The following is a 12,638-nucleotide window of genomic DNA, read 5'->3' on the forward strand; positions in this document are numbered from 1 at the left end:
ATGCGATTCATGTAGGAGCTGCCGCAGGCTGCGATCTTTTGATCTAGAGAATGGCCGCGTTAGTGCGTTGTGCCTGTTTGAGATAGGCGCCCAGTTCCCGGGCCGGCAGCGGTTTGCTGTAGTGATAGCCCTGACCCTCGTGGCAGCCTTCGGAAATGATGTAGCTTTCCTGTTCGGCGGTTTCCACGCCCTCGGCGATCACCTGCATTCCGAGGCTTTTGCCCAGTTGAATGATCGCGCGAACGATGGTTGCATCGTCGTCGTCATCGAGCAGATCCTGCACGAAGCTCTTGTCGATCTTGATCTTGTCCAGCGGCAGACTTTTCAGATAACTCAGTGACGAATACCCGGTGCCGAAATCATCGATGGCAATCAACGCACCGGAACGGCGCAGGCTCAGCAAGTGTTGCGCGGCGGTGCTGATGTCTTCCATCAGGCCGGTTTCGGTGACTTCCAGTTCCAGACTGCGCGGTGGCAGGCGGTACATTTGCAGCAGGTTATTGACCACGCGCGGCAATTCGGCGTGGTGCAGTTGCACGGTCGATAGATTCACTGCCATGCGCAGGTCGGCGAAACCCATATCGTGCCATTCGCGCAGTTGCTTACAGGCCTGATCGAGCACCCATTCGCCAATGGCGATGATCGTGCCGTTCTGCTCGGCCAGCGGAATGAACAGGTCCGGCGGCACCAGACCGTGTTCCGGATGCTGCCAGCGAATCAGCGCTTCGACGCCGACCACGCGGTGATCGCGATAGCTGATCTGCGGCTGATAGACGAGGTAGAACTGATCACGCAACAGCGCATCGCGCAGGTCTTTTTCCAGTTCGCGGCGGCGACGCATCTCGCTGTCGACGCTGGCGATGTAGAACTGATAGCGGTTGCGCGAGCGGGTCTTGGCCAGCGTCATGGTCTGCTCGGCCTTTTGCAGCAACTTCTCGGTGCTGTCGCCATCCTCCGGGAACAGGGTGATGCCGATGGTCGCGCGCAGGCGAATCTCCTGATGGTCGAGGGCGAACGCCGCTTCCAGATCATCGAGGATGCTTTGCGCCAGTTCTGCCGCTTCGTAAGGTTGTTCGATGTCGGCCTGGACCAGTGCGAATTGATCGCCACCCAGGCGGGCGAGGGCGCCGAGGCGGCCGCTGTGGGCACGCAAGCGATCGGCGAGGGCCAGCAACAATTGGTCGCCGGTCTGGTAGCTGAATTGTTCGTTGATGCCTTTGAAATCATCCAGCCCCACGCACAGCACCGCGACCCGGCGTTGCAGCTTGCCGGCGTCGACCAGAATCTTGTCCAGTTGCTGCTGCAATTGCTGGCGATTCGGCAGGCCGGTGAGGAAGTCGTATTGGGCCATGCGCAGTAGGCTGTTTTCAGCTTCGTGGCGCAGATGGGTGTTGCGTTCGATCGATTCGAGCAACTGGTTGGCGGTGTTGATCCAGATGCCCAGTTCGTTTTTCTCGTGGCCCTTGAGCTGCGGAATCTTGTGCTCGCTGGGGCGATCCGGGTTGATCTCGGTGAGGTGTTCGATGATCCGCGACAACGGTTTGGTCAGCAGCCAGTGATAAACCAGATACAGCACCAGACCCATGGCCAGTGCCCGCAAAACCCCGGAAATGAAGATGATCACCGAACTGACGATAAAGCCCTCGCCATAGGTGGCGGTGTCGAGGGTGATACTCAGGTCGCCGTAATACTCGCTGTACGGGCCACGCCCCACCAGTTGCGTGGTGAAGGTGCGTTCCTGGCCGAGGATCAGGTCAGTCAGCCAGCGGCTGTTGGACTGCTGCAGGTCGCGGGATTTCTGCGCGAGCATCGCCTCGTTGGGATGGCCAATGGAGGCCTGACGCACGGCATCGTCCTGGAACAGGCCTTCGATCACCTGCATGCCCATCTCCCGGTCGAGGCTGTAGACAGCCTGGGTCGAGGGATCACGGAACATGTCGAGGATGCGTTCGGCGTCGCCAGCAACGGCCTGACGGGTTTTGTAGGCATCGAAAACAATCTGCGCGCAGCTCAAGACTACGCCGACGATCAATGCCGACAGGAGCACGACCCGGAGCAACTTCACCGACAAGCTGTTCTTGAGTTCCAGCTTCAAAGGGTTATTCCTTGTTCCGTGCGGGTAGCGTCAAGTTGCCATGAGTATTGGCAATCCCGTGTTGGCAGTCAAAGGGACAATCAGACCGGGGATGATTTGCCCGTGGCCTAGGCCGAAATGCTGCTGTCTGGAGTATTAGCCCTAATTTGTACTATGTCGGTAGTTTCGTCCCTCAACTTGAGCGGTTCGCAGCATTTTTTCCTCTTTTTGATGGTAGCCCGCAGTGACACGGCAGCAAGCAGCCGTAGACGGCTTTCAGGGTGAGAAAAACGCTATTTAAATGCAGGCATAAAAAAACCCGGCAAAAGCCGGGTTTTTTGACTGGCGCGCAGCTTAAGCGGTGAAGGTTTTGCCTTCGAACTGCTCAGCAACGAACTTCCAGTTGACCAGGTTCCAGAACGCTTCGACGTATTTAGGACGAACGTTGCGGTAGTCGATGTAGTAAGCGTGTTCCCAGACGTCGCAGGTCAGCAGCGGGGTGTCGCCGCTGGTCAGCGGGTTACCGGCGCCGATGGTGCTGGCCAGAGCCAGGGAACCGTCAGCCTTTTTCACCAGCCAGCCCCAGCCGGAACCGAAGGTGCCGATCGAGGTTTTGCTGAACTCTTCCTTGAACTTGTCGAACGAACCGAAGGCTGCGTTGATGGCTTCAGCCAGCGCGCCGGTTGGTTGACCGCCGGCGTTTGGCGCCAGGCAGTTCCAGTAGAAAGTGTGGTTCCAGACCTGAGCGGCGTTGTTGAAGATACCGCCCGAGGAAGTCTTGACGATTTCTTCCAGGGTCTTGCCTTCGAACTCGGTGCCTGGCACCAGGTTGTTCAGGTTCACGACATAGGTGTTGTGGTGCTTGTCGTGGTGGTATTCCAGGGTTTCCTTGGAAATGTGCGGCTGCAGGGCATCGTGTGCGTAAGGCAGCGGCGGCAATTCGAAAGCCATGATGATTCTCCTAATCAGGTCTGTTGCGGTGAGCGCAAGGCCGATCACGGGCGGCCAGAAATGCACCGGCGAGTTTTTACTCTTTGCGGCGCAGGGTTTCGATCATAGCACCGGGGTTGCGGCATAACCACGCAACAACTGTGTGGGATAGAGGTTCCAGAGCTGTTTGGAATAAATCAACTGGCGAAAATTAATTGCCCGGCCACGGTAAACATCATCAACGCCACCACCAGATCGAGGATCCGCCAGGTACTTGGCCGGGCCAACCATGGGGCCAGCCATGCCGCGCCTAGCGCAAGCGTGAAAAACCACAGCAACGAAGCGCTCGCCGCGCCCACTACATAAGCGCCCGGCACCGATTGCTGCGCGCCGAGAGAGCCGATCAGCAACACCGTATCCAGATAAACGTGCGGGTTGAGCAGCGTCACGGCCAAAGCGCTGAGCATCACCGCCCGCAGGGAGCGCACAGTCTGGTTCTCGCCCTGACCCAGGCTCTGTTTCGAACAGGCCCGGCGCAGCGCCTGGCTGCCGTACCAGATCAGAAACGTCGCGCCGCCCCAACGGGCAATGGCGAGCAGCGTCGGGTTCTGCGCCAGAACCGTCGCCAGTCCGAATACCCCCGCCGCCACCAGCAGCGCATCGCAGACCACGCACAATGCCGCCACGGGCAAGTGGTGTTCACGACGCAGGCTCTGCGCCAATACAAACGCGTTCTGCGTGCCGATCGCCATGATCAGCCCGAACGCCACCAGCAAGCCGTTCACATAGCTTTGCCACATAAAAATTACTCCGCGTTGGCTGCGAGGTCGCGCAGCACTTGCATGGCGCGTTCGGCGTCGGCCTGACCGACGAACAAATGATCGTGGTAATAGCCGGCAATCACGTTGCAACTGATCCCGGCCTGGCCCAATGCTGTGGCAAACGCGGCGGTGAGGCCCACGGCTTCCAGAGCCGAATGCACATTCAGGGTTATCCACGCTGCTACATAGTCGAAGCTGAAACCGGCCTGTTCGGCGTGGGAACGTTCGAGAATCACGGTCAGGCCTTCCTGCTCGTGGAAGCTACCGACAATCTCCAGACCGCTCGGCAACGCGCCGTCGCGCAGGGTGCAGAACACGTATTCGCCGACGTTGAGTTGCGGGCTCATGCTGCGCAACAAAGTCGTGAGTGAAGTTTCGCCAGCCATGTGTGTGTTCCTTGATAAACAGTGCTTGCTGGCTATTCTCCGGGCGAAACCTGTATAAGAAAAACCAATATTGCTGATCGCTCATTAGGAAAACTGATGTTCGACTATAAATTGCTGTCCGCTCTGGCCGCTGTGGTCGAGCAGGCCGGTTTCGAACGGGCCGCGCAGGTGCTGGGCTTGTCGCAATCGGCGATTTCGCAGCGGATCAAACTGCTCGAAGCGCGGGTTGGCCAGCCGGTGCTGATACGCGGCACGCCGCCATCGCCGACCGAGATTGGCCGGCGCCTGCTCAACCATGTGCAGCAGGTGCGTTTGCTTGAGCGCGATTTGCAGACGCTGGTGCCCGCACTGGATGAAGAGGGCCTGCCAGAGCGTTTGCGCATCGCGTTGAATGCCGACAGCCTCGCTACCTGGTGGGCCGACGCGGTTGGCGACTTCTGTGCCGACCAGCATTTGTTGCTCGATCTGGTCGTCGAAGACCAGACCGTCGGCCTCAAACGCATGCGCGCCGGTGAAGTGGCCGCGTGCCTTTGCGCCAGCGAACGACCGGTGGCCGGTGCGCGCAGTGTGTTGCTCGGCGCGATGCGTTATCGCGCATTGGCCAGCCCGGCGTTTATCGAACGACATTTTCCTGATGGCGTGCGCGCCGAACAATTGCCGCGAACACCTGCGCTGGTGTTCGGGCCTGACGATTTTCTCCAGCATCGCTATCTCGCTTCGTTGGGTGTCGATGGCGGATTCGAGCACCATTTGTGCCCATCCTCGGAAGGTTTTATCCGCCTGACCGAGGCCGGGCTCGGCTGGGGACTGGTGCCGGAACTGCAAGTGCGCGAGCAACTGCAACGCGGGTTATTGCGCGAACTGTTGCCAGATAAACCGATTGATGTGCCGTTGTACTGGCATCATTGGCGCAATGGCGGTCAGCTGCTGGGCTTGCTGACCGAGCAATTGGTGCGCTCATCGGCGCAATGGCTGGTGCCGTTGGACTGACGGCCAGCGTCAAGACACTCGAATCAGGCAAAACGAAAGACATCGGAGCTTTACATGAAAATTCTGGTCACCGGCGCAAGCGGCTTCATTGGCGGACGCTTTGCGCGTTTCGCCCTGGAGCAGGGCCTGGACGTGCGGGTCAACGGTCGCCGGGCCGAGAGCGTCGAACATCTGGTGCGCCGGGGTGCCGAGTTTGTCCCCGGCGATCTGACCGATCCCGACCTGGTCCGCGAACTGTGCTCGGACGTCGAAGCCGTGGTGCATTGCGCGGGCGCCGTCGGACTGTGGGGGCGCTATCAGGACTTCCATCAGGGCAACGTGCAGGTCACCGAAAACGTTGTCGAAGCCTGTCTCAAACAGCGCGTCCGGCGTTTGGTGCATCTGTCGTCGCCATCGATCTATTTCGATGGTCGCGATCATTTCAACCTGACCGAAGAGCAAGTGCCCAAGCGCTTCAAGCATCACTATGCCGCGACCAAGTACCTGGCCGAGCAAAAGGTCTTCGGTGCCCAGGAATTCGGCTTGGAAACCATCGCCCTGCGCCCGCGTTTTGTTACCGGTGCCGGCGACATGAGCATTTTCCCGCGCCTGCTCAACATGCAGCGCAAGGGCCGGCTGGCGATCATCGGCAATGGCCTGAACAAAGTCGACTTCACCAGTGTGCAGAATCTCAACGAAGCGCTGCTCAGCAGCTTGCTGGCCGCCGGCTCCGCACTGGGCAAGGCCTACAACATCAGCAATGGCGCGCCGGTGCCGCTGTGGGATGTGGTCAATTACGTGATGCGCAAAATGGAAGTGCCGCAGGTCACCAAGTACCGTTCGTATGGACTGGCCTATAGCGTCGCGGCGCTCAACGAAGGGGCGTGCAAGCTCTGGCCCGGGCGTCCGGAGCCAACCCTGTCGCGCCTGGGCATGCAGGTGATGAAAAAAAATTTCACCCTCGACATCAGCCGCGCCCGGCATTATCTGGATTACGATCCGAAAGTCAGCCTGTGGTCGGCGCTGGATGAGTTCTGCGCGTGGTGGAAAGCTCAGGACATCCGTTGAAACGATTCGGCCGGGCGGCAATGAACCGTGTAGCCGCTTGGGGGTCAATCCCTGCGGCTGCGGCGGTTATACTTCGCAGCATTTAGCCATCACCGCGTTTCCCAAAGGTTGCCTCAATGTCCATGCGTAATGATGCCCACGACGATTTCGATGATGTCCCGAGCCTGCGTGCCGACAACTTCGACGACGATGACATTCCGACCACCGCCCGCACCTCCGTACACTCGCGCACGCCGCCGGTGGTCAAGGTCAAGGCCGCGAGCACCGGGCCATTGTGGGCCTTGGTCGGTGCGCTGTTCTTCGCCTTCGTCGGTCTGGCCTGGTGGAGTTTCCAGCAGATCTCGTTGATGGAGCAGCAACTGGTCGCGACCCAGGAAAGCTTCGCGCGGATCAGCGAAGAAGCGGCCGGACGCTTGCAGGACATTTCCGGCAAGGTCGTCGCCAGCCAGTCCAACGTCACCAGCGACAGCGAAGCCCTCAAGCTGCAAATCAAACAGCTCGAAGGCAAGCTGCTCGATCAGAGCAAACAGCAGCAAGGCGTAGCAGGACAGGCCAGTGATCTGGACAAACGCCTGGCGCAGATGACCGCGCAAACCACCGAACAGCAGAACGCCAATACCCAGTTGCAAGCGCAGGTCAAAGCCTTGAGCGCGGAATTGGCGACGGTGAAAAGCACACCGGCCGACACCAGCAAGGTCGACACGCAGTTGAAAGCCTTCGATGCGCAGTTCAAAAGCCTCGGCGCCGATATCGCTGCACTGAAAAAGCAGGGCAACCCGAGCGCGGCGATCGATCGTCTTGAGCAGGAAATCGTTGTGCTCAAAAGCGAACAGGACAACCGCCCGGCAGCCGCGCAGGGCGGCGGCAATACTGCTGAGTTCGATGCCTTCCGTGGCCAAATGACCCGCAACATCAACACCCTTCAGGCGCAGATTCAGAATTTGCAGCAGCAGATCAATTCCCGCCCATAAGCTTTGTTGATCAGTGCAGGGGATTCTGTAATCCCCTGCATCATTCTGAATACTCGTACATCACCCCAAGCCGTCTACGCTCTTGAAACACCAACAAGAACGAGGGATGCGCTATGGGGTTTTTGCATAAAGTGGCCTGGCTCGGCGTGATGTTACTGGCTGGTTTCGGCCAGGCCAGCGCCGCCACCACCGCCAAGGATGACAGTCAGGCCGCCATTGCCTTGCTGGAAAAAGCCCTGGCCTACTACCACGACAATGGCGACAAGGCGTTCGCCGCGTTCAGCCGCCAAGGCGAGTTTGTCGACAAGGATCGCTACGTGTTCGTCGTCGACACCAAAGGCGTGATGCTCGCCAGCGGTGGGCCTTCGTCGGCGTTGATCGGTCGTGACGTGAGTGAGGTGCTCGGGCCGGATTTGCAGAAAACCTTCAAGGACGCGTTGAAAGTGCCGGAAGGCAATGGCATCCAGCAGGCCGAGTATCGTTGGCAGAACTGGGCCGACGGCAAGGTCGAGCGCAAGCATGTGTTTTATCAACGCATCGGCCAGCGAATTCTGGCGGTCGGTTATTACTTGCCGCGAGCCTCGGCGGAGCAGGCAAAGGCATTGCTCGACAAAGCGGCGACTGATTTGGGCAAAGACGAGAAGGGTACGTTGACGGCGATCAACTCGCTCAAGGGTGGCTATTTGCAGGATGACTTGTACGTGTTCGTCGTTGATCTGAATACCCAGCGCTACGTCGCCCACGGCACCAACCTGCGCTTGATCAACACCGACTTCGGCAAGGTCAAGGATCCGGAAGGCAAACCGGTGGGCGAGCCGATTCTGGCGCTGATCGGCAAGCAGGATGAAGGTGAGTACGAATATCGCTGGAAAAACCCGGTGACCGGCAAGGTCGAGGACAAGCATGCCTACCTGAAGAAGGCCGGGCATTTCCTCGTTGCCGTCGGTTACTACAGCCCTTGAATGAACATCGCTCTCCTGTAGGAGTGAGCCTGCTCGCGATGCGGTGTGTCATTTAGCGATGATGTCGACTGACATACCGCATCGCGAGCAGGCTCACTCCTACAAGGGGTCTGCGTTGTTTGAATTATTTGGCGCCGTGTTCGCGCCCGCGCAGCAGGTTGTTCGGCATCGCAATCGCTGCCGCCAACCCGAGCAACGACACCGCCGCACTCACCCACAACAAATGCCGGAACGTCACCAGCAATTCCGCCCGCAAGGCGTCCTGCGCATCCCCCGGCGCGGCGTTCAAACCATCCAGCAAGACGTTGCCGGAATGCCCCTCGCTCATCAGCGAACTGCTCGCCAGATGGGCAAAATTCGAATCTTGCAACAACGCCAGCAACAGCGCCGACATCAACGCCACGCCCACCGCGCCGCCGAGAGAGCGAAACAGGTTGGTGGTGCTGGTCGCTACGCCGATGTCGCGTTGCTCCACCGAATTTTGTGTACCGACCAGCGAAGTCGGGAACTGCATGCCGCTGGAAATACCGCAGAGCAACATGAACAGTGCGCTGATCAGCGTCGCCTCCGGTGGGCTGAATGCCATGCCGAGAATCGCGATCGGCATCAGCAGAGCGCCGCTCAGAATCTGTGGTTTGTAACGCCCGGTAATCGACGTGCGCCGGCCAGCGAAAAATGCACCAATCGGCAACCCCATCGCCAATGGCAGCAAGTGCAACGCCGCGCTGTCAGCACCGGCCCCGGTCACGGTCTGAAAGCGCAGCGGCATCAACACAATCAAGGAAATCGCCTGGAAACTGGTGAAGAAAATCGTGCACCAGCACAGCAGGGCATTGCGGTTGGCAAACAGGTGCATCGGCAGCAAAGGCTCCCGAGCACGGCGCTCGTGCCAGACAAACACCGCCAGTACCACCACTGCACAAGCGAACAGGCCAAGCACTTCAGCGCTGCGCCACGAATGACCCTGACCAACCTGAGTAATGCCCAGCAGCAGGGCAGTCAGGCCGATGATCATCAGCAAGGTGCCGAGATAATCGATGATCGGTTTGCGCTGCGGAATCGGCAGGCCACGCAGATTGCGCCGCGCCACCCACCAGGCACCGAGGCCCAGCGGCAGGTTGATCAGAAACACCCAGCGCCACGACAGGTATTCGGTCATGTAACCGCCGAGCACCGGGCCGGCAACGCTGGCCACCGCGTACATGCTGCTGAAGTAACCCTGATAACGCCCGCGTTCACGCGGCGGCACGATGTCGCCGATGATCGCCTGACTCACCGAAATCATCCCGCCGGCGCCGATGCCCTGAAGGATCCGCGCCAGTACCAGTTGCTCCATGCTCTGCGCCATGCCGCAAAACAGCGAGGCAAGGGTGAACAGGCCCATGCCGAACAGCATCAATTTGCGCCGCCCGTACAAGTCGCCGAGTTTGCCGTAGATCGGCACGGCCACCGTCATCGCGACCATGTACCCGGAAATTACCCAGGCCAACAGGCTGACGTCCTTGAACTGTGCAGAGATGGCCGGCATCGACACGGCGACGATGGTTTGATCCAGCGCGCCGAGAAAGATCGCCATCATCAACGCGACCAGCACGCTGCGAATGGCCGGTTTGGGCGTTTCGGGGTGATTGAGATTGGTCACGGGCAAAACCTGCGGGCAGTGAGAGTCCCGCAGATCGTCAGGCGAGCGGGGATGCTCGCCAGTGTAAGTCGATAGGAAGCTATTCGATAGCCTCGTACGGAAGTCCGACGTAATTTTCTGCAATGGTTTTTCGCCCTGCTTCTGAACTGACAAAGTAGTCCAGTTCCGAGGCGCTGATGCGCTGGCTGAAGTCATCGTGATCGTCGAAACGATGCAGCATGGAAGTCATCCACCAGGAAAACCGCTCGGCCTTCCACACTCGGCGCAGGCAGATTTCCGAGTATTTTTCCAGCAGGTCGGTGCGCCCGTCGCGGTAAACCTTCAGCAGAATATTGAACAACGTGCTGACGTCACTCGCCGCCAGATTCAAACCCTTGGCGCCGGTGGGCGGAACGATATGCGCGGCGTCACCGACCAGAAACATCCGCCCGAACTGCATCGGCTCAACGACAAAACTGCGCAGCGGCGCGATGCTTTTTTCGATCGAAGGGCCGGTAACCAGTTTCTCGGCAAGCTCTACTGGCAGACGATTTTTCAATTCATCCCAGAAGCGCTGATCGCTCCAGTCATCGACGTTTTCATCCGCCGGTACTTGCAGGTAATAGCGGGTGCGCGTTGCTGAACGCATGCTGCATAAAGCAAAACCACGTTCGTGACGGGCGTAGACCAACTCCTCATGCACCGGCGGCGTGTCGGCGAGAATGCCCAGCCAGCCAAACGGATAAACCCGCTCGAAGACCTTCAGGCTGTCGGCCGGAATCGCCTGCCGAGCGACACCGTGGAAACCGTCGCAACCGGCGATGTAATCGCAATCGACGCGAAAGGTTTCGCCGTCCTTTTCGAAAGTGACAAAGGCTTCGTCGCGTTTCATGCCGTGAGGAACGACATTGCTCGCCTGGTAAATCGTCGGCGCGCCGGCCTCCCGACGAGCGGCCATCAGGTCGCGGGTGACTTCGGTCTGGCCGTAGATCATCACGCTCTTGCCACCGGTCAGCGCGTGCAGATCGATGTGCACCTGACGCCCGTCCAGGGCCAGATCGAAGCCGCCATGCACCAGTCCTTCGGCGTCCATGCGCTGACTCACGCCAGCCTGCCGCAACAGCTCTACCATGCCCTGTTCGAGCACACCGGCGCGGATGCGCCCGAGGACATAATCCGGGGTCTGGCGTTCGAGGATGAGGGTATCGATGCCGGCGTTGTGCAACAACTGGCCGAGGAGCAATCCGGACGGACCGGCGCCGATAATGGCGACTTGGGTTTTCAGCGTTTTCATTGTTTTTATGACTCGCAAGCTTCACGCGGCCAAGACCGGTGAATGATTTTTATGGATCGAGTGCTTGCATTTTTCCCTTGCGGGTCTGTCAATTGAAGGTGAAAACTGAGCCGATACCTGTACATTCTGCCAATCGGTGCGATTATCGCCCACAACCCCGAGGCCTGGATTGAAGTGATGAACAAGCCTGAGCTGCCTTCGATTCCAGTGTTCAAGCTCTACGGTGAAAGCCTGGACTGGCCGACCCCTGACTTGCTGCACTGTGAAACCATTTCCTCCCGCAGTCGCGAACACGAGTGGGAAATCAAACCCCACCGCCATGCTGATTTGTGCCAGTTACTCTTCGTCTTCAAAGGTCAGGCAGAGCTTGAGATCGAAGGGCAACGCACGCAACTCGACACCCCGGCCATCCAAGTGCTGCCACCGTTATCGGTGCACGGCTTTCGTTTTTCCGAAGACGTCGAAGGGTTCATCGTTACTCTCGCCACACCGCTGATCAACCACTTGCAGGCGCAACTGGGCGATTCGGTACATGCGCTGGCCAGCGCAGACAACTACCCGGCAGGTAACGACGGCGATTACCTCAACAGCCTGTTCTCGGCGTTGCAGGCCGAATACAACGGCCACCAGCCGGCGCGGGAAATGCTCATGCATTCGCTGGTCAGCGTGATCATGGTCTGGGTCAGCCGTCAGGCGATCGTGCGGCACAAAGCCAGTCAGCGTCCGCAGCGTCAGCGCGAATACCTCAATGGCTTTATCCAGTTGGTCGAGGAGACTTATCGCCAGCACGTCAAGGTCGAAGACCTCGCGCATCGACTGGGGATTTCGGTGTCGCACCTCAACGGCACCTGCCGTGAGCTGGCGGGACAACCGGCGTTGCAGATCATGCACGAGCGCCAGTTGCTGGAAGCCAAGCGCTTGCTGACTTACACCAGCATGACGATTTACGAGATGTCGGAGTTGTTGGGGTTTTCCGACCCAACCAACTTCACGCGCCTGTTCCGGCGCCGGGTGGGGATATCGCCAAAGGCTTTCCGCGACAGCCTCAAGGCCGAGCATTAACCACTCACACCACAAAACCCCTGTAGGAGTGAGCCTGCTCGCGATAGCGGTGTGTCATACAGATAAAGTTTGACTGACACACCGCTATCGCGAGCAGGCTCACTCCTACAGTTGAATATCAGCGCAGCGCATTCAGCGTGGCATTGTGCGGAATGCACCGCTCGAAGTTGCAGCTCGCATACTCGCGCGGTAGCTGTCGCTGCTGTTCGACCCGCCAGGCTGCGGTGCCGTACAGCGCCAGCGTGGCGGCGCAGGTGATGAAAATCGCGAAGTACCTTCTTGTTTTGATGTTCATGGCGTTGACCTCTGAACGACATACCCTGCGGTATTACTTTCAGCATAGGTCAGCGGCGGGGAGTTGCCAGCGAGTGTGCTTGAGGTTGTAACTGGCCATTCAGCATATCGATAGCCACTGTGGGAGCGAGCCTGCTCGCGAAAGCGTCCTGTCATTCGACTCAAGTGTTGACTGACCCACCGCTT

General features: G+C 59.0%; 12 protein-coding genes. 5 read left to right on the plus strand and 7 right to left on the minus strand.

Annotated features, from left to right (window positions below; translation table 11 throughout):
* Nucleotides 1-43: 43 nt before the first annotated feature.
* The 4 genes from KBP52_RS24795 to KBP52_RS24810 all read right to left on the minus strand — a co-directional run bounded on the left by KBP52_RS24795 (nt 44) and on the right by KBP52_RS24810 (nt 4,211).
* Nucleotides 44-2,095 (minus strand): bifunctional diguanylate cyclase/phosphodiesterase, encoded by a 2,052-nt coding sequence (locus KBP52_RS24795; RefSeq protein WP_077574345.1) that lies wholly within the window; start codon nt 2,093-2,095, stop codon nt 44-46.
* Between the two features lie 333 nt (nt 2,096-2,428).
* Nucleotides 2,429-3,025: a Fe-Mn family superoxide dismutase gene (locus tag KBP52_RS24800; protein WP_007918933.1), complete on the minus strand. Its 597-nt coding sequence runs from the start codon at nt 3,023-3,025 to the stop codon at nt 2,429-2,431.
* A 176-nt stretch (nt 3,026-3,201) separates the two neighbouring features.
* A complete protein-coding gene (locus tag KBP52_RS24805) occupies nt 3,202-3,804 on the minus strand; it encodes a LysE/ArgO family amino acid transporter (RefSeq protein ID WP_116030025.1) in 603 nt (200 codons plus the stop codon).
* A gap of 5 nt (nt 3,805-3,809) precedes the next feature.
* On the minus strand, nt 3,810-4,211 hold the full coding sequence (locus tag KBP52_RS24810) for an ACT domain-containing protein (RefSeq protein ID WP_077574343.1): 402 nt from the start codon (nt 4,209-4,211) through the stop codon (nt 3,810-3,812).
* Between the two features lie 96 nt (nt 4,212-4,307).
* On the opposite strand from KBP52_RS24810, the gene KBP52_RS24815 reads away from it, so the two are divergent.
* From KBP52_RS24815 to KBP52_RS24830, 4 genes are all read left to right on the plus strand, one after another.
* Nucleotides 4,308-5,201 (plus strand): LysR family transcriptional regulator ArgP, encoded by an 894-nt coding sequence (locus KBP52_RS24815; protein ID WP_077574342.1) that lies wholly within the window; start codon nt 4,308-4,310, stop codon nt 5,199-5,201.
* Between the two features lie 54 nt (nt 5,202-5,255).
* The gene (locus KBP52_RS24820) at nt 5,256-6,248 is read left to right on the plus strand and encodes an NAD-dependent epimerase/dehydratase family protein (protein WP_212621167.1); all 993 of its coding nucleotides are present in this window, start codon (nt 5,256-5,258) and stop codon (nt 6,246-6,248) included.
* Nucleotides 6,249-6,364: 116 nt separating this feature from the next.
* Nucleotides 6,365-7,219: an ATPase gene (locus tag KBP52_RS24825; protein WP_116030021.1), complete on the plus strand. Its 855-nt coding sequence runs from the start codon at nt 6,365-6,367 to the stop codon at nt 7,217-7,219.
* A 113-nt stretch (nt 7,220-7,332) separates the two neighbouring features.
* Nucleotides 7,333-8,181 carry a cache domain-containing protein gene (locus KBP52_RS24830; protein ID WP_077574339.1) on the plus strand — a complete coding sequence of 283 codons (849 nt, stop codon included), beginning with the start codon at nt 7,333-7,335 and terminating at the stop codon, nt 8,179-8,181.
* A 124-nt stretch (nt 8,182-8,305) separates the two neighbouring features.
* Here KBP52_RS24830 and KBP52_RS24835 read toward each other — a convergent pair whose 3' ends face one another.
* Together KBP52_RS24835 and pobA are read right to left on the minus strand one after the other, a co-directional pair.
* Nucleotides 8,306-9,823: an MDR family MFS transporter gene (locus tag KBP52_RS24835; protein ID WP_212621168.1), complete on the minus strand. Its 1,518-nt coding sequence runs from the start codon at nt 9,821-9,823 to the stop codon at nt 8,306-8,308.
* A gap of 79 nt (nt 9,824-9,902) precedes the next feature.
* The gene (gene pobA / locus KBP52_RS24840; protein WP_212621169.1) at nt 9,903-11,096 is read right to left on the minus strand and encodes a 4-hydroxybenzoate 3-monooxygenase; all 1,194 of its coding nucleotides are present in this window, start codon (nt 11,094-11,096) and stop codon (nt 9,903-9,905) included.
* A 177-nt stretch (nt 11,097-11,273) separates the two neighbouring features.
* Between pobA and KBP52_RS24845 the strand changes: the two genes are divergently transcribed.
* On the plus strand, nt 11,274-12,158 hold the full coding sequence (locus KBP52_RS24845) for a helix-turn-helix domain-containing protein (protein ID WP_212621170.1): 885 nt from the start codon (nt 11,274-11,276) through the stop codon (nt 12,156-12,158).
* Between the two features lie 118 nt (nt 12,159-12,276).
* Here the strand turns inward: KBP52_RS24845 and KBP52_RS24850 are convergent, their stop codons facing one another.
* Nucleotides 12,277-12,453: a hypothetical protein gene (locus tag KBP52_RS24850; RefSeq protein WP_176091768.1), complete on the minus strand. Its 177-nt coding sequence runs from the start codon at nt 12,451-12,453 to the stop codon at nt 12,277-12,279.
* Nucleotides 12,454-12,638: the final 185 nt, after the last annotated feature.

Origin of the sequence: Pseudomonas sp. SCA2728.1_7, from assembly GCF_018138145.1 — a bacterium.
GTDB classification, from domain to species: Bacteria; Pseudomonadota; Gammaproteobacteria; order Pseudomonadales; family Pseudomonadaceae; genus Aquipseudomonas; species Aquipseudomonas koreensis_A.

What these genes read in the sequence shown, in the direction of transcription:
- KBP52_RS24800 (WP_007918933.1), bottom strand. Translation starts at nt 3,025, where the DNA reads ATGGCTTTCGAATTGCCGCCGCTGCCTTACGCACACGATGCCCTGCAG.
- KBP52_RS24805 (WP_116030025.1), bottom strand. Translation starts at nt 3,804, where the DNA reads ATGTGGCAAAGCTATGTGAACGGCTTGCTGGTGGCGTTCGGGCTGATC.
- KBP52_RS24810 (WP_077574343.1), bottom strand. Translation starts at nt 4,211, where the DNA reads ATGGCTGGCGAAACTTCACTCACGACTTTGTTGCGCAGCATGAGCCCG.
- KBP52_RS24815 (WP_077574342.1), top strand. Translation starts at nt 4,308, where the DNA reads ATGTTCGACTATAAATTGCTGTCCGCTCTGGCCGCTGTGGTCGAGCAG.
- KBP52_RS24820 (WP_212621167.1), top strand. Translation starts at nt 5,256, where the DNA reads ATGAAAATTCTGGTCACCGGCGCAAGCGGCTTCATTGGCGGACGCTTT.
- KBP52_RS24825 (WP_116030021.1), top strand. Translation starts at nt 6,365, where the DNA reads ATGTCCATGCGTAATGATGCCCACGACGATTTCGATGATGTCCCGAGC.
- KBP52_RS24830 (WP_077574339.1), top strand. Translation starts at nt 7,333, where the DNA reads ATGGGGTTTTTGCATAAAGTGGCCTGGCTCGGCGTGATGTTACTGGCT.
- pobA (WP_212621169.1), bottom strand. Translation starts at nt 11,096, where the DNA reads ATGAAAACGCTGAAAACCCAAGTCGCCATTATCGGCGCCGGTCCGTCC.
- KBP52_RS24845 (WP_212621170.1), top strand. Translation starts at nt 11,274, where the DNA reads ATGAACAAGCCTGAGCTGCCTTCGATTCCAGTGTTCAAGCTCTACGGT.
- KBP52_RS24850 (WP_176091768.1), bottom strand. Translation starts at nt 12,453, where the DNA reads ATGAACATCAAAACAAGAAGGTACTTCGCGATTTTCATCACCTGCGCC.